Source organism: Carnobacterium pleistocenium FTR1, assembly GCF_000744285.1.
GTDB classification, from domain to species: Bacteria; Bacillota; Bacilli; order Lactobacillales; family Carnobacteriaceae; genus Carnobacterium_B; species Carnobacterium_B pleistocenium.
Map to the genome: position 1 here is coordinate 1,282,378 of NZ_JQLQ01000002.1, position 27,000 is coordinate 1,309,377.

The following is a 27,000-nucleotide window of genomic DNA, read 5'->3' on the forward strand; positions in this document are numbered from 1 at the left end:
TTTATCAGCGATTAATCTGATAATATCCTCATTTAAAATAGACAAACGCATAAAATAAACGTACAATAGATAATGGACTAAAATTGGGAATATTAAATAAATGTATTTCATTTTTAGAGGATATGTGATATTGGGCGTTCTTGTTTACATCTTGGAACAAATGTAATATTAAGATGAAGTGCCAGATCCATTGTGTAACCTAGAAAATAACTAAATCTCATACACTTAAAAATGAGGAGGAAAATAAAAATGTCAATGTTTTTAGATCAAGTAACAATTAATGTAAAGGCCGGAGATGGTGGTAACGGAATGGTAGCTTTCCGTCGTGAAAAATTCGTGCCGGATGGTGGCCCTGCTGGTGGAGATGGTGGCAGAGGTGGAAATGTCGTTTTTATCGTAGACGAAGGTTTACGTACTTTAATGGATTTCCGGTTCAATCGTCATTTTAAAGCTGAACACGGTGAAAATGGTATGAGTAAAAACATGCATGGACGAGGAGCAGGGGACAATATTATTAAAGTCCCTCCTGGTACAACGATCAAAGAAGCAGAAACAGGAAAGCTCTTAGGTGATTTAATTCATCATGGACACAGTCTTGTTGTTGCTAAAGGTGGGCGTGGCGGACGTGGCAATAGCCGTTTTGCTACACCTAGAAATCCAGCTCCGGAAATTGCTGAAAATGGTGAACCCGGAGAAGAATACAAAATCGATATGGAATTAAAAGTTTTAGCTGATGTAGGATTAGTTGGTTTTCCTTCTGTTGGAAAATCTACTTTGCTTTCAGTTGTTTCCGCAGCTCGTCCTAAAATCGGAGCCTACCATTTTACAACGTTGGTACCGAATTTAGGGATGGTTCAATCACCCGATGGACGCAGTTTTGTTATGGCTGATTTACCTGGATTGATCGAAGGAGCTTCTCAAGGAATTGGATTAGGAACGCAATTTTTACGTCATATTGAACGTACTCGTGTTATTTTACATGTAATTGACATGAGCGGAAGTGAAGGCCGTGATCCGTTTGACGATTATGTAGCTATTAACAAAGAACTGGAAACACACAACTTGCGTTTGATGGAACGTCCACAAATTATTGTTGCAAATAAAATGGATATGCCTGAAGCGGAAGAAAACTTAATTTCTTTCAAACAGAAACTCCAAGCTCTTAAAAAAGATGAATACGAAGAAGATCTTCAAATCTTTGCTATTTCAGCCGTGACTCACCAAGGGACTAAAAACCTATTGAATGCTACAGCGGATGTCTTAGATGTAACTTCAGAATTTCCTTTATACGAACTGGATCAAGAAGAAGAAACAGTTCTGTACAAACATACTGCTGAAGAAATTGGGTATGAAATTACGAGAGATTCTGATGCTACATGGATATTGAGTGGAGAAAAACTAGAAAAATTATTTAAGATGACCAATTTTGATCATGATGCTTCTGTATTAAGATTTGCTCGCCAATTAAGAACAATGGGAGTAGACGAGGAAATGCGTGAGCGTGGAGCTAAAGATGGAGATTTAGTGCGTATCATGAAATACGAATTTGAATTTGTTGAATAGAAAATAATTAAAGCGTTCAAGCAATTACCAAATAGGTTGCTTGGACGTTTTTTTAACTCGTTATCGCTTATTCAAGAAATATTTGTTAAAATAACAGAATAGATGAATGCGAGATTTTGCTCGTATGAATGATACTTTAATGGTTAGGATTGGATAAAATGGAATTATTATTTTTAGGAACAGGTTCAGGGGTACCCGCTAAACACCGGAATGTAACGAGTATTGCTTTAAAATTATTAGAAGAACGAAATACAATTTGGCTTTTTGATTGCGGAGAAGCGACGCAGCAACAAATACTGCATACAACTTTGAAGCCTCGTAAAGTAGATAAAATTTTCATCACTCATTTACATGGGGACCACATTTTTGGATTACCAGGTTTTTTAAGCAGTCGATCTTTTCAAGGAGGCGAGGGAGCTTTAACCATTTACGGTCCTGTTGGGATAAAAAACTACGTCATGACTTGTTTGAAAACATCTGGAACCGTTTTGAAATACACTTTAAAATTCTACGAAATATTAGAAGAAGGTGTTTTATTTGAAGATGAGAAGTTCAAAGTAATTTGTCGTAAATTACAACACGGTATCCAGTCTTTTGGTTACCGCATTGAAGAGGCTGATCATCAGGGAACGTTGCAAGCAGATAAGTTAAAAGAAGCGGGGATCCCGTTTGGTCCATTATTTGGAAAATTGAAACAAGGCAAAACGATTACTTTAGAAGATGGCCGCACATTCAATGGGAAAGATTTTATTGGTGAAACTCAAAAAGGACGAATCGTAACGATTTTGGGCGACACAAAGAAAACAAAAAACAATGTACTGCTTGCTGAGAATGCTTCTGTGTTAGTCCATGAAAGTACATTCGATGGATCAAATCGTAAGATGGCAAGAGACTATAACCATTCTACAAATATTGATGCGGCAGAAGTAGCATTAGAAGCCAATGTTGGCAAATTATTGTTGACTCATATCAGTGCTCGTTATTTAGGCAGAGATATTTATTTATTAGAAAAAGAAGCTAAAACTATTTTTCCTAACACTCGTGTTGTAAGTGATTTTAATGAAATCACTATCCCACTTATCCGAACAGATAAATAAAAAAACTAAAGGAGACTATTATGAAAAAAAATCTAACTACACTTAACAATAAAGTTGTTTTTATTACCGGTGCTTCAACCGGGCTAGGAGAAAAAATAGCTTATGAAGCTGCAAAAAAAGGTGCCATTGTGGTCGTAAGTGCTAGAAGAAAAGAGCTACTTTTGCAAGTCCAAGCAACATGCGAAAAATATTCTGGTAAAAAAGCTTATGCTTTTCCAATGGATGTTTCAGATCCTGAACAAGTTAAACAAGTGATCACAGAAATTTACCAAACCGTTGGTGTAGTAGATGTTCTTGTCAATAATGCCGGTTTTGGCCATTTTGAAGAAGCCATATCCTTTGACATGGATATAGCAGAAAGAATGTTCCGTGTGAATGTTTTAGGCTTAATGTATGTGACTCAATTGGTAGCTATTGAAATGGCTGAGCGACAACACGGCCACATCATTAACATTGCTTCTCAAGCTGGAAAAATGGCTACACCTAAATCAGCTGTTTATTCTGCAAGTAAATTTGCAGTGCTTGGTTACTCAAATGCTTTGCGTTTAGAATTAAAACCGTTGAATATTTTTGTAACAACTGTAAATCCAGGCCCAATTGAAACAAACTTTTTTAGTATCGCTGACGAAGGCGGAACCTATTTAGAAAAAGTGGGTCAATATGTATTAGATGCTGAAATTGTAGCTAGTCGTATCGTTGCGTTAATGGGGACAGCTAGAAGAGAATTGAACATGCCAGCACTGCTAGAAGTTGCTGGGAAATTTTATACACTCTTTCCTCGGATCGGAGATTATTTAGCCGGAACTATCTTTAACAGTAAATGACTAGTTTAAGCTTTTTCCGTAGTGTTTATAAGTGGCTATATGTTAAAATAACACTATCAAAATAGAAAAAATAATTTTTCGAGAGGAGATTCATCGGGTATGAGTAAACAATGGGGGACAATCGTAGCAATTATTCTTATTGGGATCGTAGCTTTCTTTGCGATTATCAATGTCGAATCAGTTCCAGTTAATTTTGGTTTCGGGGTTGTAGCTTGGCCTTTAATCATGATCATTTTAGGTTCTCTATTAATTGGAGCTCTAGCAACTGTTTTAATTTCTATGGGAACGACTTTTAAAAATAAAAAAGAACTAAAGAATGCAAAAAAAGAATTAGACAATGCTGAAAATGATAAAGAAGAAGCCATAGCAAGAGTTAGAACAGAACAAAATGAAATACTAGCTCAAAAAGATCTTATTATTAGTGAAAAAACTGACAAAATCAACAGTTTAGAGAGAGAACTAGTGAATCGTATGACACAATCAACTGCTAATGCTGCTAAGCAGTCCGACTCTTCTTTGAACTAAATGAAATACAAAATCTAGCCGCATTACTTAGAAAGAATATGAAGAAAAGAATGGATAAACCTCAAAGGTTATTCTTTCTTTTCTTTCAAAATGAATTCGTTCCCATTATTTTGATACATTTTTTTGATCTGAACAATCTAGTATTTAAAACTAGATTGTCTAGTGAAAGTAATTGTGTTAAGCTATTAGTAATAGAAAACTGATAAAAAGGTGATTAAATGCATAAAATTGAGGAAGATTTATTAAACTGGTCAAATGAAATAAGTGAGTATACCTTTCCTAGATGGGAGGAATTACCTGACTTTGATCTTTATATGGATCAGGTTTTGAATTTAATCGAACGCTATTTGGCTATTTTCAAGGTGAGTGATCAAAAACAAATCATTACTTCTTCTATGATCAATAATTATGTTAAATTAGGATTGATTCCTCCACCCGTCAAGAAAAGGTACACTAAAAAACATTTAGCGTATTTAATTGCGATTTCTATTTTAAAACAAGTTGTGACGATTTCTGAGGTGAAAGAAGGCATTCTGTATCAAGCTTCAATAAGTGGCATTAGAGAGGCATATGATCTGTTTTGTACAGAGCAAGAGTATGCATTAAGAGCAATTGCTTCTCATGTGAAACAGGAAGATAAAAAACCTTTATTGCCGGATAGTACGAACAACACAACCTTTATCGTTCGAACGGCTACAATTGCTGTAGCTACAAAAATCGTTACTGAAAAAGTTCTCTTTTTAGCTCAGGGGAAACAAGAAGAAATAGAAAAAGAAGACAAAAAAAACAAAACCAAAAAGTTGGAGGAATAAATATGAACAAGCAAAAAATAGGCTTTTTAGTTGATTCTGGATCAGATGTTCCCTTAGAGTATATTGAAAAAGCAAATATGAAAGTGATTCCTTTAAAAATCATCTACAAAGATAAAGAATATACCGATAAAGTAGATATCCATGCTCAAGATGTTTATGACCGTTTAGATCAAGAAATTCCTAAAACATCTTTGCCTAGTGGCGAAACCATTAGTAAAATGTTACAAGAATTTAAAAATGAAGGTTATGAAAAAGTAATTGCGGTTACTATTTCAAGCGGCCTAAGCGGTACAAATAATATGGTACGTTTAATGGCTGAAAATGTTGAAGAACTAGATGTCTTTACTTTAGATACAAAAAATATTGGGATCGGTAGCGGTCTTTTAGCTGTGAAAGCTGCTGATTACGTTGAAAGCGAAATGGAATGGGAAGTTATCAAAGAAAAATTACAAGATGATGTAAAAAAATCTAAAATCTTTTTCCATGTTCCGACATTAGAATATTTACAAAAAGGCGGCCGTATAGGTTTAGTATCTTCTATCTTAGGAAATGTCTTGAATTTAAAACCCGTCATTTCTTGTAACGACAATGGTATTTATCATACCGTAGCAAAAGTACGTGGCAATAAAAAAAGTATTCAAAAAGCAATCGACTTAGCAGCTGAATTTGCTGGGACTGCAAAAAAATACAATTTAGCGATTGCTTTTGGTGGTAAAACAGCTGAAGTACAAGTGAATGATATTCGAGCAGAACTTAAAAATAAATTGCCAAATTTTGTTCGATTTTTTGAAGATCAAGTCAGCCCAGCTTTAGGGGTTCATACAGGTCCAGGATTAATTGGAATCGGTATTCAAATTATTGAAGAATAGCCATTAATCATATACGAGCATCAATAGATTGGGACATTTTTGTTTCAGTCTTTTTTGCTGTTTAAAAGCTTCCTTATTTTCAAAGGTAGTCTACCCTTTTTCTGTTTTATTGATGTACTATCTTAATTAGAATAAAACTATAACTACAAGTACAATTTTGATATAATGATTTCGTTAGGAGTGATAGAATTTGTTGAAATCACGTACAAAATGGAAATTAAATGACCGCATAGTTGATGAGGAAAAAGTAATAGGCTTAAGTAAGGCTTTAAGTTTATCTCCTTTATTTATTGAATTGTGTCTCCAAAGAGGGCTTGATTCCAAAGAAAAAATAAGTAGTTTTATGCAACCCGATGAAACATGGATTCATGACCCCTATTTGATGTACGACATGGAGACTGCTGTTTCTCGTATCACGGAAGCCGTTGAACAAGGTGAACAAATCACTATTTATGGTGATTACGATGCAGGTGCGATACGTTCATAAGTGAAAAGCTTATGCACCTATTTTTATTAAATTAAAAATAGGGAGAACTGATTGAATGAAAGCTGGAATGAGAGCGTAACGGCTTGAAACGGTTTCCCTAATCCTCCGATATGCTTTTGAAAAGGTAAATAGTCAATAGTATAAAGCTCGGTGAAGTCAGCTGAAAGAAGCCGTAAATAAGAAAAATTCTTATACGAAAAAAATCCAGAGGTGGATTTTGCTTCCGATAGGTTGGGGGTCTTATAAAAGATCTATGGTTAGAATGTTCCTTAACAGTGAACTGACGAATTTTCGAAAGTACGAGTCGATACGTAAGCGGTGTAGAAATGCACCGTTAAGATTGCACCAAAAGCTGATCTTATTTGCATGTGGTAGAGTAAAAATCTGACGTTATGAAATACCATACCATCTTACAGGGATGGTTCAAGTGCGACGGCTCATAGAAAAAACCTAAGGATTTATAGAACAAGATAATTTAATCGGAACGTATGAAGCTTAGAATGTGGATGCTTTTACCAGCAAATGAAACAATTTAGACGAAAATCTCGTAAGAGTACAATAAGCTAATTTATCTAAGTGAAAGTAGAGCCATAGTACCAATGAAGCTGGGATAACAACCAGTGGAGGGAGGGGCTCGAGTCGTTTTATGACTGATTATGCAGACTATTTTTCTAGCAATCATACCTTTTTTAATGGTTTTTTCGCAAAGATTCAGTAAGCATACAGGCTAAAACGATGGAACGCCGTGTGAGGTGAAAGTCTCATGCACGGTGTGGAGTGGGGGAAAACTTGAAGATAACTTCAAAGGGTTACCTATCACTATATGGAGTCACAAGTACCGCCGTTTTAAAAGAAACGATTGAGATGATAGGGGGAGAAGTGAACTATTACATCCCAAATCGCTTCACAGATGGATATGGACCGAATACAGCAGCTTTTGAGCGGTTGATTGAACAAGGCACGCAACTTATTGTAACGTGTGATAACGGTGTTGCTGGGCATGCTGCAATCGAGCGAGCAAAAGTTTTAGGAATTGATGTCATTGTAACGGATCACCACGAATTACCAACTGTATTACCGGCAGCCTATGCTGTGGTGCATCCTAGACATCCAAAAGGTTCATATCCTTTTGGAGAATTAGCTGGAGTTGGTGTAGCGTTTAAGCTGGCAACCGCTTTATTAGGCGAGATGCCTGTTGAATTGTTGGATCTAGTCGCTATAGGGACTGTTGCTGATCTAGTTTCGTTAACCGATGAAAATCGAGCTTTAGTTATGCAAGGATTAGTTGTTTTAAAGAATACCCAACGTATTGGCTTGAGCGCTTTGTTTAAATTAGCAAAAATCAAACGAGAAGACATTGACGAAGAATCCATTGGATTTATCATAGGACCACGCCTGAATGCAGTAGGACGTCTAGGTGATGCAGCTCCTGCGGTAGAATTGTTGACCACTTTTGATGATGATGAAGCACTATCTTTAGCACAGTTGGTCCAAGAAAAAAATACGGAACGTCAAGCTTATGTTTCTGCGATAACAAATGAAGCTTTTCAGATGATCGAAGAATTGGATTCCGACTCAGCTGTATATGTTTTAGCAAAAGAAAACTGGCATGAAGGTGTATTAGGGATCGTTGCGAGTAAAGTCGTTGGGAAAACTGGAAAACCGACACTTATTATGACAATCGATAAAGCTAAGGGTTTGGCAAAAGGCTCTGGAAGAAGTATACCGACATTCCATTTGTATCATGCATTAGATAGTGCTCGTCAACTCACAACTACTTTTGGCGGACACCATATGGCAGCTGGCCTGACCATTCCTTTAGAAAACATCGAAAATCTCCAACATGAACTAAACCACTATGCCACAGAAACGGGTCTTTCAGAGGAGCTGGGGGAAGAAACACCATTAGATGGGCAACTGAAGCTAGCAGAAGCTACGGTAGAGGTAGTCGAAGAATTGAGTCGCTTGGCTCCTTTTGGTACAGACAATCGTAAGCCAACGTTTCTTTTCAAAAATGTGGCATCTCAAGATGTTCGTCGGATTGGTGGCGATCAATCCCATTTAAAAATGAAACTGGTTGAAGAAAATGTTTCTTTAGATGTTATCGGCTTCCAATTTGGTTCTGTTACAGATGAAATCGGCTTACATTCAGACGTTTCTGTCATTGGGAAATTAGCTATCAATGAATGGAATGGAGCACGTAAAACACAGTTGATGTTAGAAGATATCGCGATTGAAGGCGTACAAGTTTTCGATTCGAGAAGTACTCATATTCCGGCCACATTATGGAATACGGATCACGCAGACTTTATCTTTTTTGACCAACTGAATTTTGAAAAATATGGCCATCTTTTGCCGGATACTAGCTACGGTCATCACTTACGGGACCAAGAAGCACTAACTCAGTTTAAAATGACAACAAATCAACTGATTTTTGTTGATTGTCCTTCTGATAGTGAATGGGTCAAAAATTTATTAAGCGCATCTAACCCAGAAAAAATTATTGCTTGTTTTTACAGCCGTGAAGAACTTTATTTAAACGGTATGCCAACTCGAGCTCAATTTGGGCAAGTCTTTAAATACACTGCTGCACATGTGGATATTGATGTTAGAAATAAATTGAATTTATTAGCCACGCATTTAAAAATAAAAGAAGCGAACATGATTTTTATTATTTCAGTGTTTTTAGAGATAGGATTTGTTACAATAGCAGATGGTGTAATGAATGCCAATACAAGTGTTGAAAAAAGAGCGTTAGACCAAGCAAAAACTTATCAAAAACGACTAAAACAGATTCAATCAGAAAATTTCTTTGTTTACAGTCATTTTTCTGAGTTAGAAGATTGGCTGAAACAACAAGTAAAGGAAATGCCTTAAAATTGAATGGAGGAAAATTTTCAATGGATTTAAAAAAATATATTGCGGATGTCCCAGACTACCCAGAAAAAGGAATCATCTTTCGTGACATTTCGCCTTTAATGGCTGATGGAGCGGCTTACAGTTTTGCTACAAATGAAATAGTAAAATATGCCAAAGACAAAGGCGTTGAAATGATCGTTGGACCTGAAGCGCGTGGCTTTATTGTTGGCTGTCCAGTAGCTTATGAATTGGGAATCGGATTTGCACCTGCTCGGAAAAAAGGAAAATTGCCTCGTAAAACCATCGAAGTGACTTATGGATTAGAATATGGCGAAGATACTTTGCAGATTCATCAAGATGCTATCAAACCTGGGCAAAAAGTTCTTGTTTGTGACGATTTATTAGCCACTGGTGGAACGATTGCTGCAACGATCGAATTGATTGAAAAACTAGGTGGAGAAGTTGTTGGTACAGCTTTTCTAGTTGAACTAAAAGATCTGAGCGGTCGTGACAAAATTAAAGGATACGATATTTTTGCTTTAATGGAGTATTAATAAATTTACCCTCGTTTATCGCATAAATGACTTGGAAAATTGACTCTAAATCAAATGGTATGGCTATTTCAAGATAAAGATTCTTTTGGAATGTACGGGTTAGCTTGGAGCCAAGGGAACACCTGAAGCCTAATCGCTGAAGCGCTAAAGCTGTGTAACCCTATTCCACAAGAATTTTTAAGTGAGTCATTTAATTCATTTATTTATCCACACCAAAAAATTTATAGCCGAAAAACTCTAGTAGAGAAATCTTCTAGAGTTTTTTAATGCTTTCTTATTTAATTTGCGGAAGTTAACTTTAACCGAATAACTAATTTTGCACTACTAAAGGAGCGTACAAGATGCAAACCATAAGTCTTGATCAAACAGTGTTTCACCTAACATTATGTAAAGGAATTGGGGCTACTAGTCGTATTCGTATGATCTCATCTCTGATAGATGATTCTCATTTAACCGCTTATGATTTAGCCAGCTGTGCGCAACTAAATGCAGCTAACAAAAAATTGTTTATTGAAAGTTTTGCGGCTATTCAACTAGAAAAGGTGTTAGCAGACTACCAAAAGAGGCAAGTTAAGTGGGTCTCAATTCTGGATCAAGCCTATCCAGAATATTTAAGGCATATTTACAATCCACCCGCTTTATTATTTTATCAAGGAGATCTCACTTTACTAAACGGAAAATTGTTGGCGATTGTTGGATCTCGTTTAAATAGCGTCTATGGGGAAGAAGCACTAGCACTTTTACTGCCTAGATTAATCACGAACGATATCATCACCGTTAGTGGTTTAGCTAAAGGCATCGATCAGAGAGTCCACAAAAAAACAATTGAACTAGGTGGCCAAACGATTGCCATTATAGGAACAGGACTAGATCAATTTTATCCTTTTGAAAATGAAAAATTACAGAAAGAGATTGCTAAGGACCATTTGCTCATTTCAGAGTATCCTTTAGGAACAAAACCCTTGAAGCAACACTTCCCTATGAGAAACCGAATCATTGCTGGTCTTTCTTTAGGCACATTGGTTATTGAAGCTAAGTATCGCAGTGGCAGTTTGATTACAGCTAATATAGCACTGCAAGAAGGACGTGAAGTTTTCGCAGTACCTGGAAATATCACCAATCCTTATTCAGAAGGGACAAATGATTTAATTTTGCATGGCGCAAAAAGTGTTTTGACTGCTGACCATATTTTAGAAGAGCTGGAGCGTTAAAAAAATCAACTTTAGAGAGACAGTAGAACTGTTTTTTTGAAGTTTTTTTGTACGGATAAATAAAAGGCTAAAGAACGGGAAAGTAACGGGTTTCAAGAGAGATTTTTGATTTTTTTCTTCTATTATAAACTATTTTTCTAAACAAAAATAAATAAGGATGGTTGACAAAGTGCCCAAAGATAGCATAAGATGATTAACGATTTCAATTATAGATTAGAGAACGACTGTATTAATAAAATTTACGCTCATTTGAGAGGAGCATTTCATTGGCATATAAATACCTAGTGATTGTTGAATCACCAGCTAAAGCAAAAACAATTGAAAAATATTTAGGCCGAAATTATAAAGTCGTAGCTAGTTTGGGACATATTCGTGATCTGCCTAAAAGTCGTATGGCTGTTGATGTTGAAAATAATTATCAACCTGAATATATTTCTATTCGAGGAAAAGGTCCTTTAATCAAGGAATTAAAAAAACATGCAAAAAAAGCTGAAAAAATTTTTCTCGCAGCTGACCCGGATAGAGAAGGGGAAGCCATTGCTTGGCATTTAAGTTTCTTACTAGGCTTGGATGTAGAAGATAAAAACCGTGTCGTTTTTAATGAAATTACCAAAGAAGCCGTTAAAAATGCTTTCAAAGAACCGCGTTCCATCAATATGGACTTAGTCAATTCACAACAAGCTCGAAGAATCTTGGATCGACTTGTAGGGTATACCATCAGTCCTATTTTATGGAAAAAAGTAAAAAAAGGATTAAGCGCTGGAAGAGTCCAATCGGTAGCACTAAAATTGATCTGTCAGCGAGAAGAAGAGATCAATCAATTCAAACCTGAAGAATATTGGTCGATCGGAGCCAATTTTAAAAAGGACAAAAAGAAATTCAAAGCGAGTTTTTATGGACTAAAAGGGAAAAAACAGAGTTTAAGCAATGCCGAAGAGGTACAAAAAATAATTAAAGAACTAGATGGCGATCAATTCGAAGTTATGTCGGTTACAAAAAAAGAACGCTTAAGAAATCCTGCTCTTCCGTTTAAGACCAGTAGTCTGCAACAAGAAGCCGCTAGGAAATTAAATTTTAGAACACGTAAAACAATGATGGTTGCTCAACAGCTCTATGAAGGGATCTCAATGGGCCGTGGCGGATCGATTGGTCTGATCACTTACATGCGGACGGATTCTACTCGAATCGCGCTTTCTGCTAAAAACGATGTTGCGGAATACATTATTAAAGAATTTGGACCTGAATATGCGGCCTCTAAACCACGAACCGGAAAAAAAGCTGAAAACGATCAAGATGCTCATGAAGGGATTCGACCATCTAGCGTCATGCGGACCCCTAAGGAGATTGAAAAGTATCTAACAAAAGATCAATACAAATTGTATAATCTTATCTGGTCAAGATTGGTAGCTAGCCAAATGACACCGGCTGTATTCGATACAATGAAAGTAGATATCGCTCAAAAAGATATTTACTTTAGAGCAAATGGTTCTAAGATCAAATTTCCAGGTTACCAAAAAGTATATATTGAAGGCAATGATGAAGGAAAAGAAGAGAAAGAAAATCTTTTACCAGATATGGAACAAGGCGACAAAGTTAAGTCGATCGATATCGAACCCAAACAACATTTCACCCAACCGCCTGCTCGGTTCTCTGAATCGACCTTGATTCGTATTTTGGAAGAAAATGGTGTAGGACGTCCATCTACCTATGCGCCAACGTTGGAGACGATCCAACGTAGGTATTACGTTAAACTGCAAAACAAACGATTTGAAGTGACTGAATTAGGCGGAATCGTCAATGGTCTGATCAATGAATTCTTCCCACATATCGTCGACGTCCACTTTACTGCCGATATGGAGAAGGATCTAGATGAGGTAGAAGAAGGCAACAAAGAGTGGGAAAAGGTGATTGACCAATTCTACAAACCCTTCGCTGTTGAAGTTGAAAAAGCAGAAGAAAACATGGAAAAAGTTCAGATCAAAGATGAACCTGCTGGCTTTGATTGTGAACTTTGCGGTCATCCGATGGTGATCAAATTAGGACGCTACGGAAAATTCTATGCTTGTAGTAATTTCCCAGAGTGTCACAATACAAAACCAATCGTGAAAGAAATAGGGGTCGCTTGCCCAGTCTGTGGTGAAGGCCATGTGATCGAGCGTAAATCTAAGAAAAATCGTCTCTTTTATGGGTGTGATCGTTACCCGACATGCGAATTTGTTTCCTGGGATAAACCCGTTGGTCGTAACTGTCCAAAATGTGATCATTATTTAGTTGAGAAAAAAGCAAAAGGCAGCAAACAAGTTGTGTGCAGCCATTGTGACTACAAAGAAGAAGTCCAAAAATAAATTGAACAGCAAAGCTAGTTAAGCGAGAGAGAAAGTTGCTCTTACTTAACTAGCTTTTTTAGACGAAAGTCACTCGCGACAACTGAAATGAACCTTAATGAGTAACAAATAGTTGAAAATAACCCTGTTGGTTTAAAATTCAATTAATTTAAATCTTAATCGATTGTAATCTAAATAGTTGTGTGATAAGGTAATTTTGTTGTAAGAGTGGAGGGATGATTTTTGGTAGATCAAGCAGCTAAAGCGACTTTTTTACAGTATTTGATTACCGAAAGGCATTATTCTGAGCTGACCAAAAAAGCTTACGAAGAAGATATTACGCATTTTGAACGATTTTTAGCTCAAACGGGTGACACAATGTATACTAGTGTGACTCTGCAAGATGTGCGCATCTATTTAGGCGAATTAAATGAAAAAGGATTAAGTCGAAATAGCGTTTCAAGAAAAATTTCAAGTTTACGAGCCTTTTACCAATTTTTATTAAAAAATCAATTAGTTAAGGATAATCCATTTTCTTACATTCATTTAAAAAAGAAAACGCTTCGTTTGCCTAAATTTTTTTATGAGAAAGAAATGGATGCTCTTTTTGAAGCTGTAAAAGGCGAAGGACCGTTAGATTTTAGAAACGAGGCGATCCTTGAAGTTCTTTATGGAACCGGCACTCGAGTAAGTGAATGCAGTGGGATCGAGCTAAGAGATATCGATTTTGATTTAAGCGTTTTATTGATTCACGGCAAAGGAAACAAAGAACGTTATGTTCCCTTTGGTCACTATGCTGCTGTAGCTATGCGTGAGTACATGGAGAAAAGTCGCACGCCACTAATGACAAAATATAAAAAGAATCATGAATTCTTATTCGTTAACCATCATGGAGATCCGATCACAGCGACCGGGATCGAATATGTACTAAACCAAGTAATCAAAAAAAGCAGTTTAACTTCTGATATTCATCCGCATATGTTGCGTCATTCATTTGCAACGCATTTATTGAATAATGGAGCAGATATGCGGACCGTGCAAGAATTATTGGGACATGCCAGTTTATCTTCGACTCAAATATATACACATGTCACGAAAGAGCATTTACAAAAAAATTACCGCCAATTTCACCCAAGAGCTTAAGAAATGGCTAATTGACTGGAGGAAAAAAATAATGACAGAATTTCACGCAACAACGATTTTTGCTATTCAACACGATGGAAAATGTGCAATGGCTGGGGATGGTCAAGTAACCATGGGTGAGCAGGTAATCATGAAAAGCACTGCTCGAAAAGTTCGCCGAATCTATAATGATGAAGTACTGGTTGGATTTGCTGGAAGTGTTGCTGATGCCTTTACCTTGGAAGAAAAATTTGAAGCTAAATTACATGAATACAAAGGAAATCTGACGCGTGCAGCTGTAGAATTGGCTCAAGAATGGCGTACAGATCGTGCCATGCAAAAATTAGAAGCTTTACTGATCGTCATGAACAAAGAAGAAATGTTAATGGTATCTGGCAGCGGCGAAGTGATCCAACCAGATGATGGCATATTAGCCATCGGTTCAGGCGGAAACTTCGCACTCGCAGCCGGTAGAGCATTAAAGAAACTCGGCAAAGATTTAACAGCAGCCCAAATTGCAAAGGAAAGCTTAAATACAGCTGCAGACATTTGTGTCTTTACGAATCACAATATTATTGTGGAAGAACTATAAGGAGTGAAAAAGATGATGATGACTAAAGAGGATATGACTCCAAGAGAAATCGTTGCTGAATTAGACAAATACATTATTGGCCAAACTATGGCAAAAAAATCGGTTGCTGTAGCTTTACGCAACCGTCAAAGACGGTTGAAAGTATCCGAAGATATGCAAAAAGAAATCACACCTAAAAATTTATTGATGATCGGCGCGACCGGCGTTGGGAAAACGGAAATTGCTCGACGTTTAGCAACAATCGTTCAAGCACCGTTTATAAAAGTTGAAGCTACGAAATTTACCGAAGTTGGGTATATTGGACGCGACGTTGAGTCCATGGTCCGTGATTTAGTAGAAGCTTCTATTCAAATTGTCGAAAAACAACAATACTCAAGTGTTTACGTACAAGCAGAAAAAAATGCCATTGACCGTATTGTTAAACTATTGATACCCGGTATTAAAAAAGAAAAAAAACAAAGTACCAGTGCGAATCCGTTTGAGGCTATGTTTAAGAACATGGGTGTAGATCCCAATCAATTAGCTCCACAAGAGGAAGAAGAAGTGGAAGAAGAAGTAACAGAAGCGATTTCGACGGATCGGGAAAAAATGAAACAACAGATTCGCAATGGGGTTCTAGACGAACGAGAAGTAACTATTCGAGTTGAAAGTCAAAAAAAAGCCACGAACTCTCCTATGGGTGCCGGCTTAGAACAAATGGGCATCGATTTAAACGAAACGTTAGGAGCTTTACGTCCTAAGACAAAAATCAAACGAACAGTTACTGTAAAAAAAGCTATCGAGCTCTTTCTCCAAGAGGAATCAGCAAAATTGGTCAATTCAGAAGACATTCATTCGATGGCCGTTGACTTAGCACAAAACGCCGGCATTATTTTTATTGATGAATTTGATAAAATCACTTCAAAAAATCAAAATAGTGGGACCGTCTCTAGAGAAGGTGTTCAACGCGATATCTTACCGATTGTTGAAGGCTCACAAGTTAGTACTAAATACGGCCCTGTCCAAACAGATCATATCTTATTCATTGCTTCTGGTGCATTCCATGTGTCTAAACCGAGTGATTTGATTCCTGAACTACAAGGAAGATTCCCTATTCGTGTTGAATTAGATGATCTAACAAAAGAAGATTTTGTTAAAATTTTAACTGAACCAAATAATGCGCTGTTAAAACAATACATCGCCATGCTAGAAACGGAAAATGTTAAGATTACCTTTACGTATGAGTCGATTGAGCGCTTAGCTGAAATCGCCTATCGAGTCAACCAAGAAACAGATAACATTGGCGCGAGAAGGTTGCACACCATCTTAGAAAAACTTTTAGAAGACTTGCTTTTTGAAGCTCCTGATATGCAAATGGGTGACATTACGATCACTGAAAATTATGTAAATGAAAAAATTGAACATATTGTAGAAGACAAAGATTTAAGTCGCTACATCTTGTAAAGAATGACGGAGGCTTCTCATGAATGATTTACTGCAAAAAATGCGCAAGATCAACAACCTATTACAAACAAAAGGCGGAGTCGTAAAATCGGATACTTCGGTAGACGGGGAATTAGCTTTTACGGCTATGGCCATTGTATTAGGAGATATTCTTGATGCAAACACTTATTTAATTGATGATGTTGGAAATCTATTGGGTTACCATGAAAAACATCAAATTAATAATGAACGAGTGAAACAAATCCTGCAAGATAGAAAATTTCCAGCAAAATATAGCCGCAGCATGTTAGAAATTTACGAAACGAGATCGAATATAGACATCGAAAGTGACTATACAATGTTCCCAATCGAAACACGGGATATGTTTGTTGAAGGTTTAACAACCATAATTCCTGTTTTTGTTGCAGGAGAACGCTTAGGCACCCTTTTACTTGCACGGTTACAGCCAAAATTCGATGATACTGATTTGATTTTGGGTGAGCATGCCGCTACGGTTGTTGGAATCGAGATACTGTATAAGAAATCTACTCAAATCGCAGAATCGGTCCGTAATACAGCAACTGTTCAAATGGCTATCAAGACCTTGTCTTATAGTGAACTTAAGGTTATTAAGGCCATTTTTGAAGAATTAGACGGTACTGAGGGACGGATAACAGCTTCTAATGTTGCTGATAAAGTGGGCATCACCCGTTCAGTTATTGTGAATGCTTTACGTAAGTTAGAATCCGGAGGCATTATCGAATCAAGGTCGCTAGGAATGAAAGGAACGTACATCAAAGTACAGAACACAAAATTCATTGAAGAGTTAGAAAAAGAATCGATTCATTGATGAGCATCTTGTCAAAGAGAGTGATCCTTTAGTGCACTTTCACCAAAGGATTATTTTTAAAGGTATATGGGGATGCAACAACTTTACCTAAGGAGGCACTACTATGATTTCATTAAAAAACAACCTTTTAACTGTTTCGATTTCTACAAAAGGGGCTGAATTGCAAAGTATTAAAAATCCTACTGAGGGAATAGAATACTTATGGCAGGGCGATCCTACTTTTTGGGGCAGAAAGTCACCTGTGTTATTTCCAATCGTAGGGCGTTTGAAAAATGATCAGTATCGGTATAAAGGGAAAAATTATTCATTAAATCAACATGGCTTTGCAAGAGATAGTGATTTTCAAGTAGAAGAACAGACCGCGACTATGGTCCGTTTAACGACTTATGCTACTCCTGATTCAAAGATATACTATCCATTTGATTTTCAGTTAACTCTAACCTATACCTTGGTAGAGAATACCGTTAACGTTAGTTATTTTGTGAAAAATACGCATGCATCAGAAGAGTTGTATTTTTCCATTGGGGCTCACCCTGGGTTCAATGTGCCACTGACAAGCGATACGGTGTTTGAAGATTATCATTTAAGCTTGTTACCTAAACAAACGCGTCAACAGATTCCATTAGTTGGTTCTTATTTAGATTTAAACCATAAGGCATTGGGTCAAACCAATACAGAGATGGCCTTAAAAAGAACTTTATTTGATAACGATGCTTTAATTTATGAAGCAAAGGGCAAAAATACTTTTTCAATTCTTTCTGAAAAGACCCCTCATGCTGTTTCGTTGACGTTTGAAGACTTTCCATTTGTAGGTATTTGGTCACCGCCTAAAAAAGAAGCCCCGTTTGTCTGTATCGAGCCCTGGTTTGGGGTAGCAGACACAACTGATTTTACAGGCGAGTTAAATGAAAAAATCGGCATTCAATGCCTGAAAGGTGCAGAAACTTTTTCTGCCAACTACACGATCTCACTAAGTTGATTCCTTGATGGGAATGAGTGGATAAAAAAAGGATCTGAGATTTTCCTCAGATCCTTTTGTTGCGTTAGACATTTCACTATAGCGAATTCTTTTTATCTTTTTTATATCCTAATCCAAATGGAACTTTGCTTTCGGTACCATTTCGGATACGTTTGATATTTTCTCTATGCCTATAGATAATAAAAAGGGCTAAAATAAAGGCGATAAGTGTTAAGATCCAATCTCCTATGAATAAACTAGAAAGGACAATGATGGGCAGAGCAATAATACTTGAAAGGCTAACCATCCTTGTTAGAAATAGTAACACTAAGAAAAGTCCTACACAAAAAATAAAAAAGGGTGGATTGTAAGCTAACAGAACTCCGGCACTTGTAGCAACTGCTTTGCCACCTTTAAATTGAGCAAAAACAGGATACGTATGACCAAGTACTGCTCCTAGACCTATGACCATAGGATTGATTGGTAAGTCGAACAGCAAGGGTAAACTTGCAGCTAGGGTTCCTTTTAATACATCAGCCAACAATACAAAAATGCCTGCTGTTTTTCCTAATACTCTAAAGGTATTAGTCGTCCCAGAGTTGCCGCTGCCAAACTGACGGATATCTTTTTTATAAAATTTTGTGCCGATCCAAACACCTGAAGGGATCGAACCTAACAAATAAGCAATAATAAACATTAATATGATTTTAGCCAACAAAATTCTCTCCTTGGATTGTAATATACATAGATAATTAACGTATTTAATAGTTTACCACTTTTCCTATGGGAAGGCTAGAAAAAAGGCAATAACTACGCTGCCTAAAGCCGGCTTTAAAAAAAAATTGCTAATCAGCTTGCAATTCAAAAAAATAAATAGTTTAATGAAAGAGAATTCTAGCACAAAAGGCGAAAATACGTTCCCCTTTTTAGCCTGATTTGCCGTTTACTACTTTAAATTCCCTGAATATTAAGGTATGATTGAAAAGGCGCTTTAATCAATGAGACGATGATTGATGCTATTATGGGCTTGACCCTAATTACCAATTAAAATAAGAGACCAAAGAAAACTTTAAACATAAAGCAAGAATCTTCTTGTATCCAGCTAAAAATAACGATTTTTAGTTTATTGGGTAACTAAGGATGGATGGTTTTATTTTGAAGCCTTAAGGAGTTTTAGTATGCCAAAAGAATTAAGTAAAGATTACAATGATGAATCGATCCAAGTATTAGAAGGTCTAGAAGCTGTACGAAAAAGACCGGGTATGTATATTGGCTCCACGGATACACGAGGCTTACACCATCTCGTCTATGAAATAGTAGACAATTCGGTCGATGAAGCGTTATCTGGTTTTGGGAGCGAGATCAACGTGATTTTGCACAAAGACAATAGTATCAGTGTTAAAGATAACGGACGTGGGATGCCAATCGGAATCCATTCGTCTGGTATTCCAACTGTCCAAGTTATTTTTACAGTCTTGCATGCCGGTGGTAAGTTCGGTCAAGGAGGGTACAAGACCTCAGGTGGACTTCACGGTGTGGGAGCAAGTGTGGTCAACGCACTTTCTGAGTGGCTTACGGTTACGATCATTCGAGACGGTGTCCACTATCAACAAAAATTTGTGAATGGCGGTAAAGCCAAAGGATCATTAAAGAAAATAAAAACAAGTAATGAAAAAAATGGGACCGTTGTTCATTTCAAACCCGATACGACAATCTTTACAACGGTCAATTTATCCTATGACGTTTTAGCAGAGCGCTTAAGAGAATCGGCTTTTCTTCTAAAAGGTCTACGGATAACATTAAGTGATGAACGAAACGATCAATCAGACGTTTTTTATTATGAAGAAGGCATTAAGGAATTTGTAAAATATTTAAATGAAGATAAAGATCATCTAACACCAGTAGCCTATTTCGAAGGAGAGAACAACGAAATTGAGGCTGAATTTTCTTTTCAATACAATGATGGTTACTCTGAAACCATTTTATCTTTCGTTAACAATGTGCGCACGAAAGACGGCGGTACACATGAAGCAGGGATGAAAACAGCCATTACAAAAACATTTAATGAATACGCCCGTAAGGTTAACTTACTAAAAGAAAAAGATAAAAATTTAGAAGGTACTGACTTTAGAGAAGGATTAGCAGCCGTTATTTCTATTCGTATCCCTGAAAACCTGTTGCAATTTGAAGGGCAAACCAAAAGTAAATTAGGGACTCCTCAAGCCCGGTCAGCTGTTGAAACTGTCATCGGTGAACAATTGAGTTATTACTTGATTGAAAATGGCGATTTAAGCCAACAGTTGATCCGTAAAGCGCTCAAGGCACGCGAAGCACGTGATGCAGCTAGAAAAGCACGTGAAGAAAGCCGTAATGGGAAGAAACGCAAAAAAAATGACACACTTTTGTCTGGAAAATTAACGCCTGCTCAAAGCAAAAATGCTAAACGAAATGAATTGTATTTAGTTGAGGGAGATTCAGCTGGCGGTTCGGCCAAACAAGGTCGAGACCGTAAGTTTCAGGCCATCTTGCCGCTTCGTGGAAAAGTAATCAATACGGAAAAAGCTAAATTGCAAGATGTGATGAAAAATGAAGAAATCAGTACAATGATCTATACGATTGGTGCGGGTGTCGGACCTGAATTTGATATCGCTGATTGTAATTACGATAAAATCATTATTATGACGGATGCGGATACCGATGGGGCACACATTCAAACCCTTTTACTAACCTTCTTTTATCGTTACATGAAACCTTTGTTTGAAGCAGGGAAAATTTATTTAGCTATGCCACCACTATATAAATTATCAAAAGGAAGCAGTAAAAAAGAAAAAATTGCGTATGCTTGGACAGATGATGAATTGATTCAAGTAACAAAAGATTTTGGCAAAAATTATATTTTACAACGGTATAAAGGTCTGGGTGAAATGAACGCGGACCAATTATGGGATACAACGATGAATCCTGAAACTCGAACGTTGATCCGTGTTAAAATCGATGATGCAGCTCAAGCTGAGAAACGCATCTCTATTCTAATGGGAGATAAAGTAGAACCTAGACGGAAATGGATCGAATCTCATGTTGAATTTACGTTTGAAGAAGGCGGCAGTCTTTTAGAAAATAGCCAAATTATGGATCAAATAGAACCAGGAGATGAAGGAAGTGTCGAAAATGGACAATAGAGCGGAGATCCAAGAATTAACTTTGGAAGAAGTCATGGGGGATCGTTTTGGGCGCTATTCAAAATACATTATTCAAGAACGAGCATTGCCAGATATTCGAGATGGGTTAAAACCCGTGCAACGACGAATCTTATACGCCATGAATGTAGAAGGCAATACATCTGATAAGGGCTTTAGAAAATCAGCTAAAACGGTCGGAAACGTTATCGGGAACTATCATCCACATGGAGATAGCAGTGTCTATGAAGCCATGGTACGTTTAAGCCAGGATTGGAAGCAACGGGAAGTATTGATTGAGATGCACGGGAATAATGGGAGTATGGACGGAGATCCTCCGGCAGCTATGCGGTATACGGAAGCACGTCTATCCAAAATTTCTGCTGAATTAGTAAGAGACATTGATAAAGAAACGGTTGACTTCATCTTAAACTTTGATGATACAGATGAAGAGCCAACCGTATTTCCTGCTAGTTACCCTAACTTACTAGTAAACGGAGCAACTGGTATCTCAGCCGGTTATGCAACAGATATTCCTCCGCATAATTTAGGAGAAATCATTGATGCAACCATTCATTTAATTGATAACCCTGCTGCGTCTGTGAACGATTTGATGCAGTACGTTAAGGGACCTGATTTTCCAACTGGAGCTATTCTTCAAGGCGTAGATGGCGTCAAAAAAGCCTACGAGACAGGAAAAGGAAAAGTTATCGTACGTTCTAAGACAAGAATTGAGGAAGTAAGAGGCGGTAAAGAACAAATCGTCATCAACGAAATTCCCTATGAAGTGAATAAGGCTGTTTTAGTTCGTAAAATGGATGAAATTCGTTTGAATAAAAGAGTTGACGGCATTTCTGAAGTCCGTGATGAGTCTGACCGCAATGGTCTTCAAATCGTTATTGAATTAAAAAAAGAGGCTAACGCAGGTGGTATTTTAAATTACTTATTAAAAAATACTGATCTACAAGTCGCTTATAATTTTAACATGGTGGCCATTGATAAAAAAAGACCTAAGCAAGTAGGCATTGTTAGAATGATCCAAGCCTATTTGGATCATAAACGAGAAGTGATCACTAGACGAACGAACTATAACCTTCGTAAAGCTGAAAGCAGACAACACATCGTTTCTGGATTGATCAAAGCTTTATCTATTTTAGACCAAGTAATCGAGGCCATTCGTAGCAGTAAAGATAAGAAAAATGCCAAAGACAATTTGATTGAGCGTTTTGATTTCACTGAAATCCAGGCTGAAGCTATTGTTTCATTGCAACTGTATCGATTAACCAATACCGATATAACAGCATTAGAAAATGAAGCTGCTTCTTTAAATAAAGATATCTTATCTTATAATAAAATTTTAGCTAGTTCAAAGGAACTGGATAAAATCATGAAAAAAGAACTGATCGAAGTGAGAAAAAAATATGCTTCTCCTCGACTAACTGTCATTGAGGCTGAAATCGAAGAATTAAAAATCGATACTGAAGTTTTGATTGCTTCAGAAGAAGTGATGGTTTCAGTTACCAAAGAAGGCTACATCAAAAGGACCAGTTTGCGTTCATATGGGGCTTCTAAACCGAATGAGATCGGAATCAAAGAAGGCGATTATCCAATTTATATTCAACAGCTGAATACATTGAATCACCTGTTGATCTTTACCAGCAAAGGAAATATTATCTACCGCCCAGTTAATGAAATTTCTGATTTAAGATGGAAGGATATGGGAGATCACTTATCGCAAAATATTGCTTTTGAAGCAGACGAAACCGTTGTAAAAGTTTTTGGATTAGAAAAAAATCTACCTCCTGCAACATTCACTTTCATCACAAAAGAGGGGTATATTAAGCAAACGGCTGTTTCAGAATACGTTATCGGGCGCAACTATAAGAATAAATCTTTTTCAGCAATAAAACTTAAAACAGTAAACGATGAATTGATAAATATCATTTATACAGACCAACCGGAATTAAAAGACGTTTTCTTAGTCACCAATAGAGGATTCGGATTACGCTATTCTTTAGATGAAGTTCCCTCTGTTGGTTCAAAAGCAGCAGGTGTGAAATCAATCAACCTTAAAGACGGTGACTATGTTGTGAATGGGGTGTTGATCGATGTTGAAGCTTCAAAATCAGAATTAATGATTTTAACTCAACGTGGTTCGGTCAAGAAAATGAATATCCTTGATTTTGAATCCCTTGGAAGGGCCAAGAGAGGCTTATTGCTCTTGAGAGAACTGAAGAAAAATCCTCATCGTGTAGCTTTTGCTTTCGAAGCATCTAAGGAAGATTTATACACGATCCTAACAGCCAAAGGAAAAGAAATTAAGTTATCTAGTCGTTCTTATGCAATAAGCGATCGCTACTCAAATGGCTCCTTTATTTTAGATGAAGTTGCTGATGGCGCACCTGTTGAGGTAAAAAAAGATTTAATAACTAAAGATAATTAACAGACAAAAAAGTGTAGTATATCAGCTACACTTTTTTTGTCTGTTTTCATTATTTAGTAGTACAGTTTTTTTGTGAAAAAATATACTAAAATAAAAACATAGACCAAAAAACAATAAACACATTCAAATCAACGTTTATAAAGTTATTTTCTTAATTAATTGTTACAAACCAATTGATTTAATTAGATTTCGTGTTATAATGAGCATGAAGAATCTGTTAGATTAACTGAACAACTAAAAGGAGGAATTTTGATTATGGAAGAATGGAAGGGCTTTAAAGGGAAAACATGGAAAGAAGAAATCAATGTACGAGACTTTATTCAACAAAATTATAAACCTTATGATGGAACAGATGAATTTTTAGAAGGACCCACACAAGCAACTGAAACTTTATGGGAACAAGTGATGGATTTAAATACAAAAGAACGTGATGCTGGCGGAGTACTAGATATGGATACAAAAGTAGTGTCAACTATCGTATCTCATAAAGCTGGTTATTTAAACAAAGAATTAGAACGCATTGCCGGTTTCCAAACGGAAAAACCTTTCAAACGTGGATTGCAACCATTTGGTGGGATTCGAATGAGTGAACTAGCTGCTGAAGCATATGGGTATGAAATCGACCCTGAAGTTTCTCATATTTTTAGAGACTACCGTAAAACCCATAATCAAGGTGTTTTCGATGCGTATACACCTGAAATTCGTTCTGCCAGACGTAGCGGAATCATCACAGGCTTACCAGATGCTTATGGTCGTGGACGTATTATCGGAGATTACAGAAGAGTAGCTTTATATGGTGTAGATCGTTTAATACAAGAAAAGAAACATGATTTAGCTGATAAAGGATACGGTACTATGAGTGAAACCATCATTCGTGACCGTGAAGAGTTAAATGAACAAATCCGTTCTTTAAACGAATTAAATGAATTAGGACAAATTTATGGCTTCGATATTTCACAACCGGCTCAAACGACTCAAGAAGCTTTCCAATGGTTATATCTAGGCTATCTAGCTGCTGTTAAAGAACAAAATGGAGCTGCAATGTCATTAGGACGTACATCTACCTTTTTAGATATTTATATTGAACGTGATCTAGCTAGCGGTGTTCTTACTGAAGTTGAAGCGCAAGAAATTACGGACCACTTCATTATGAAATTACGTTTAGTAAAATTTGCACGTACACCTGAATACAATGACCTATTCTCAGGCGACCCAACTTGGGTAACTGAAGCTATAGCTGGTGTAGGGCATGACGGCCGCCACATGGTCACTAAAAACAGCTATCGTTTCTTACACACATTATCAAATCTTGGACCAGCTCCAGAACCTAACTTGACGGTATTGTGGTCAGTCAGATTACCAGAGGCATTTAAAAGATTCTGTGCAAAAGTTTCCATTGTTTCAAGCGCAATCCAATATGAAAACGATGACATTATGCGCTTAGAGTGGGGCGATGACTATGGAATAGCTTGTTGTGTTTCAGCTATGCAAATAGGGAAGCAAATGCAATTTTTCGGTGCACGAGCTAACCTTGCTAAAACACTTTTATATGCAATCAATGGTGGAGTCGATGAAAGAACAAAAGATCAAGTTGCGCCAAAATACCAATCAATTACTTCTGAATATTTAGATTATGATGAAGTAATGGAAAAATATGACGTCATGATGGAATGGGTAGCTGGTATGTATCTAAATACATTAAACATCATTCATTTTATGCATGATAAATATTCTTATGAACGTATTGAAATGGCTCTACATGATAGCGAAATTGTTAGAACGATGGCAACTGGAATTGCTGGATTTTCAGTAGCAATTGATTCATTATCTGCTATCAAATATGCAAAAGTCAAAACGATCCGTGACGAAACCGGTTTAGTAATCGATTATGAAATAGAAGGCGATTACCCTAAATTCGGAAATAATGATGATCGTGCAGATGAAATTGGAATTTGGTTGTTAAAAGCTTTCATATCAAAAGTTAAAAAACACCCAGCATACCGCAATGCCGTTCATACTACTTCAATTTTAACAATTACATCTAACGTAGTGTATGGTAAGAAGACAGGGAATACTCCTGATGGAAGACGTTCTGGAGAACCTTTTGCACCTGGTGCTAACCCAATGCATGGCAGAGATACTCATGGAGCTTTAGCTAGCTTGACTTCAGTAGCTAAAATCCCATACAAATATTCACTAGATGGCATCTCAAATACTTTTTCTATTATACCTAAAGCTTTAGGTAAAGAAGATGAGATCCAACAAGAAAACTTATCTAGCTTGCTAGATGGCTATGTCAAAAAAGGCGGTCACCATTTAAACGTTAACGTCTTTAATCGTGAAACATTAGTTGACGCAATGGATCATCCTGAAAACTATCCTCAATTAACGATTCGTGTATCAGGATATGCCGTTAATTTTATTAAATTAACACGTGAACAACAGTTAGAAGTTATTAATCGTACCATGCATGAAAGCATGTAACCACTAAATAAACCATAGAGGAGTTGCTAATATGACTGAACCAGCAATTGGATACGTGCATTCCACTGAAAGTTTTGGATCAGTAGATGGACCAGGTATTCGTTTTGTAACTTTTATGCAAGGATGCCGTATGCGTTGCGAGTTCTGCCATAATCCTGATACGTGGAATATGGGTGGTGGAACTCCTTATACAGCGGATGAATTACTAGAAGAAGCCTTATCTTACCGAGAATATTGGGGTAGTAAGGGTGGCATTACAGTAAGTGGAGGAGAACCGCTGTTGCATATCGACTTTCTAATTGAGTACTTTAAAAAAGCAAAAGAAGAGGGCGTACACACAACTTTGGATACTTGTGGCCAACCGTTTACCTACGATGAACCTTTCTTTAGCCGCTTTGAAGAGCTTATGAAGTATACCGATTTACTTTTATTTGATATCAAACATATTGACAATGAAAAACATAAGCGCTTAACGATGCATGGCAATGAAAACATTTTAAACATGGCCACTTATTTATCAAAAATCAATAAACCCGTTTGGATTCGTCATGTGTTAGTTCCTGAACGTTCTGACGACGATCATGATTTGATGCGTTTGAGTGAGTTTATTCAATCACTAGGAAATGTTTATAAAGTAGAAATATTGCCTTACCATAAATTAGGTGTCTACAAGTATGCAGCTCTAAATATTCCTTATAAATTAAAGGATATCGAACCGCCTACGCTTGAACGAGTCAACAATGCAAATCAACTATTACGTGTACAAGAGTACAAAGGTTACCAAACAATTTAAATCAAAAAGAAGCAATAAACTGAAAGGGTGAAACG

Annotated in this window: 21 protein-coding genes; 20 read left to right on the forward strand and 1 reads right to left on the reverse strand. The window is 36.9% G+C overall.

Features of this window, described 5'->3' with window-relative positions; genetic code table 11:
• The first annotated feature begins 255 nt into the window (after positions 1-255).
• From obgE to BP17_RS06305, 16 genes are all read left to right on the forward strand, one after another.
• Positions 256-1,563, forward strand: coding sequence for a GTPase ObgE (gene obgE, locus BP17_RS06230; RefSeq protein WP_035055196.1), 1,308 nt, complete (start codon positions 256-258; stop codon positions 1,561-1,563).
• A 158-nt stretch (positions 1,564-1,721) separates the two neighbouring features.
• Positions 1,722-2,660 carry a ribonuclease Z gene (rnz, locus tag BP17_RS06235; protein WP_035052646.1) on the forward strand — a complete coding sequence of 313 codons (939 nt, stop codon included), beginning with the start codon at positions 1,722-1,724 and terminating at the stop codon, positions 2,658-2,660.
• Between the two features lie 20 nt (positions 2,661-2,680).
• A complete protein-coding gene (locus BP17_RS06240) occupies positions 2,681-3,484 on the forward strand; it encodes an SDR family NAD(P)-dependent oxidoreductase (RefSeq protein WP_035052647.1) in 804 nt (267 codons plus the stop codon).
• Positions 3,485-3,583: 99 nt separating this feature from the next.
• On the forward strand, positions 3,584-4,009 hold the full coding sequence (locus tag BP17_RS06245; RefSeq protein ID WP_035052648.1) for a LapA family protein: 426 nt from the start codon (positions 3,584-3,586) through the stop codon (positions 4,007-4,009).
• A 218-nt stretch (positions 4,010-4,227) separates the two neighbouring features.
• Positions 4,228-4,821 carry a DUF1836 domain-containing protein gene (locus BP17_RS06250; RefSeq protein ID WP_035052649.1) on the forward strand — a complete coding sequence of 198 codons (594 nt, stop codon included), beginning with the start codon at positions 4,228-4,230 and terminating at the stop codon, positions 4,819-4,821.
• A 2-nt stretch (positions 4,822-4,823) separates the two neighbouring features.
• Positions 4,824-5,690, forward strand: coding sequence for a DegV family protein (locus BP17_RS06255; RefSeq protein ID WP_035052651.1), 867 nt, complete (start codon positions 4,824-4,826; stop codon positions 5,688-5,690).
• Between the two features lie 190 nt (positions 5,691-5,880).
• The gene (locus tag BP17_RS06260) at positions 5,881-6,177 is read left to right on the forward strand and encodes a hypothetical protein (RefSeq protein ID WP_035052653.1); all 297 of its coding nucleotides are present in this window, start codon (positions 5,881-5,883) and stop codon (positions 6,175-6,177) included.
• A 789-nt stretch (positions 6,178-6,966) separates the two neighbouring features.
• Positions 6,967-9,054, forward strand: coding sequence for a single-stranded-DNA-specific exonuclease RecJ (recJ, locus tag BP17_RS06265; RefSeq protein WP_198022515.1), 2,088 nt, complete (start codon positions 6,967-6,969; stop codon positions 9,052-9,054).
• Between the two features lie 23 nt (positions 9,055-9,077).
• Positions 9,078-9,590 (forward strand): adenine phosphoribosyltransferase, encoded by a 513-nt coding sequence (locus BP17_RS06270; RefSeq protein WP_035055198.1) that lies wholly within the window; start codon positions 9,078-9,080, stop codon positions 9,588-9,590.
• Positions 9,591-9,931: 341 nt separating this feature from the next.
• Positions 9,932-10,801 (forward strand): DNA-processing protein DprA, encoded by an 870-nt coding sequence (gene dprA / locus BP17_RS06275; RefSeq protein ID WP_035052657.1) that lies wholly within the window; start codon positions 9,932-9,934, stop codon positions 10,799-10,801.
• 266 nt (positions 10,802-11,067) lie between these two features.
• On the forward strand, positions 11,068-13,146 hold the full coding sequence (gene topA / locus BP17_RS06280; protein ID WP_035052659.1) for a type I DNA topoisomerase: 2,079 nt from the start codon (positions 11,068-11,070) through the stop codon (positions 13,144-13,146).
• Between the two features lie 222 nt (positions 13,147-13,368).
• Positions 13,369-14,268 carry a tyrosine recombinase XerC gene (gene xerC / locus BP17_RS06285; protein WP_035052661.1) on the forward strand — a complete coding sequence of 300 codons (900 nt, stop codon included), beginning with the start codon at positions 13,369-13,371 and terminating at the stop codon, positions 14,266-14,268.
• A 31-nt stretch (positions 14,269-14,299) separates the two neighbouring features.
• Positions 14,300-14,839 carry an ATP-dependent protease subunit HslV gene (gene hslV, locus BP17_RS06290; RefSeq protein WP_035052664.1) on the forward strand — a complete coding sequence of 180 codons (540 nt, stop codon included), beginning with the start codon at positions 14,300-14,302 and terminating at the stop codon, positions 14,837-14,839.
• Positions 14,840-14,857: 18 nt separating this feature from the next.
• Positions 14,858-16,282, forward strand: coding sequence for an ATP-dependent protease ATPase subunit HslU (hslU, locus tag BP17_RS06295; protein ID WP_035055201.1), 1,425 nt, complete (start codon positions 14,858-14,860; stop codon positions 16,280-16,282).
• Between the two features lie 19 nt (positions 16,283-16,301).
• A complete protein-coding gene (codY, locus tag BP17_RS06300) occupies positions 16,302-17,111 on the forward strand; it encodes a GTP-sensing pleiotropic transcriptional regulator CodY (protein WP_035052666.1) in 810 nt (269 codons plus the stop codon).
• Positions 17,112-17,214: 103 nt separating this feature from the next.
• Positions 17,215-18,090 carry an aldose 1-epimerase family protein gene (locus BP17_RS06305; protein WP_035052668.1) on the forward strand — a complete coding sequence of 292 codons (876 nt, stop codon included), beginning with the start codon at positions 17,215-17,217 and terminating at the stop codon, positions 18,088-18,090.
• Positions 18,091-18,166: 76 nt separating this feature from the next.
• On the opposite strand, the gene plsY is transcribed toward BP17_RS06305, so the two are convergent.
• On the reverse strand, positions 18,167-18,766 hold the full coding sequence (plsY, locus tag BP17_RS06310) for a glycerol-3-phosphate 1-O-acyltransferase PlsY (protein ID WP_035055203.1): 600 nt from the start codon (positions 18,764-18,766) through the stop codon (positions 18,167-18,169).
• A gap of 481 nt (positions 18,767-19,247) precedes the next feature.
• Between plsY and parE the strand changes: the two genes are divergently transcribed.
• The 4 genes from parE (at position 19,248) to pflA (ending at position 26,965) form a co-directional block, all read left to right on the forward strand.
• Positions 19,248-21,248, forward strand: coding sequence for a DNA topoisomerase IV subunit B (gene parE / locus BP17_RS06315; protein ID WP_035052670.1), 2,001 nt, complete (start codon positions 19,248-19,250; stop codon positions 21,246-21,248).
• Positions 21,238-23,688: a DNA topoisomerase IV subunit A gene (parC, locus tag BP17_RS06320; protein WP_035052672.1), complete on the forward strand. Its 2,451-nt coding sequence runs from the start codon at positions 21,238-21,240 to the stop codon at positions 23,686-23,688. Before parE ends, parC begins: the two co-directional genes overlap by 11 nt.
• A gap of 255 nt (positions 23,689-23,943) precedes the next feature.
• The gene (gene pflB / locus BP17_RS06325; RefSeq protein WP_035052674.1) at positions 23,944-26,172 is read left to right on the forward strand and encodes a formate C-acetyltransferase; all 2,229 of its coding nucleotides are present in this window, start codon (positions 23,944-23,946) and stop codon (positions 26,170-26,172) included.
• 31 nt (positions 26,173-26,203) lie between these two features.
• Positions 26,204-26,965, forward strand: a complete 762-nt coding sequence (gene pflA / locus BP17_RS06330; RefSeq protein WP_035052676.1) for a pyruvate formate-lyase-activating protein — start codon at positions 26,204-26,206, stop codon at positions 26,963-26,965.
• The last annotated feature ends 35 nt before the right edge of the window (positions 26,966-27,000 follow it).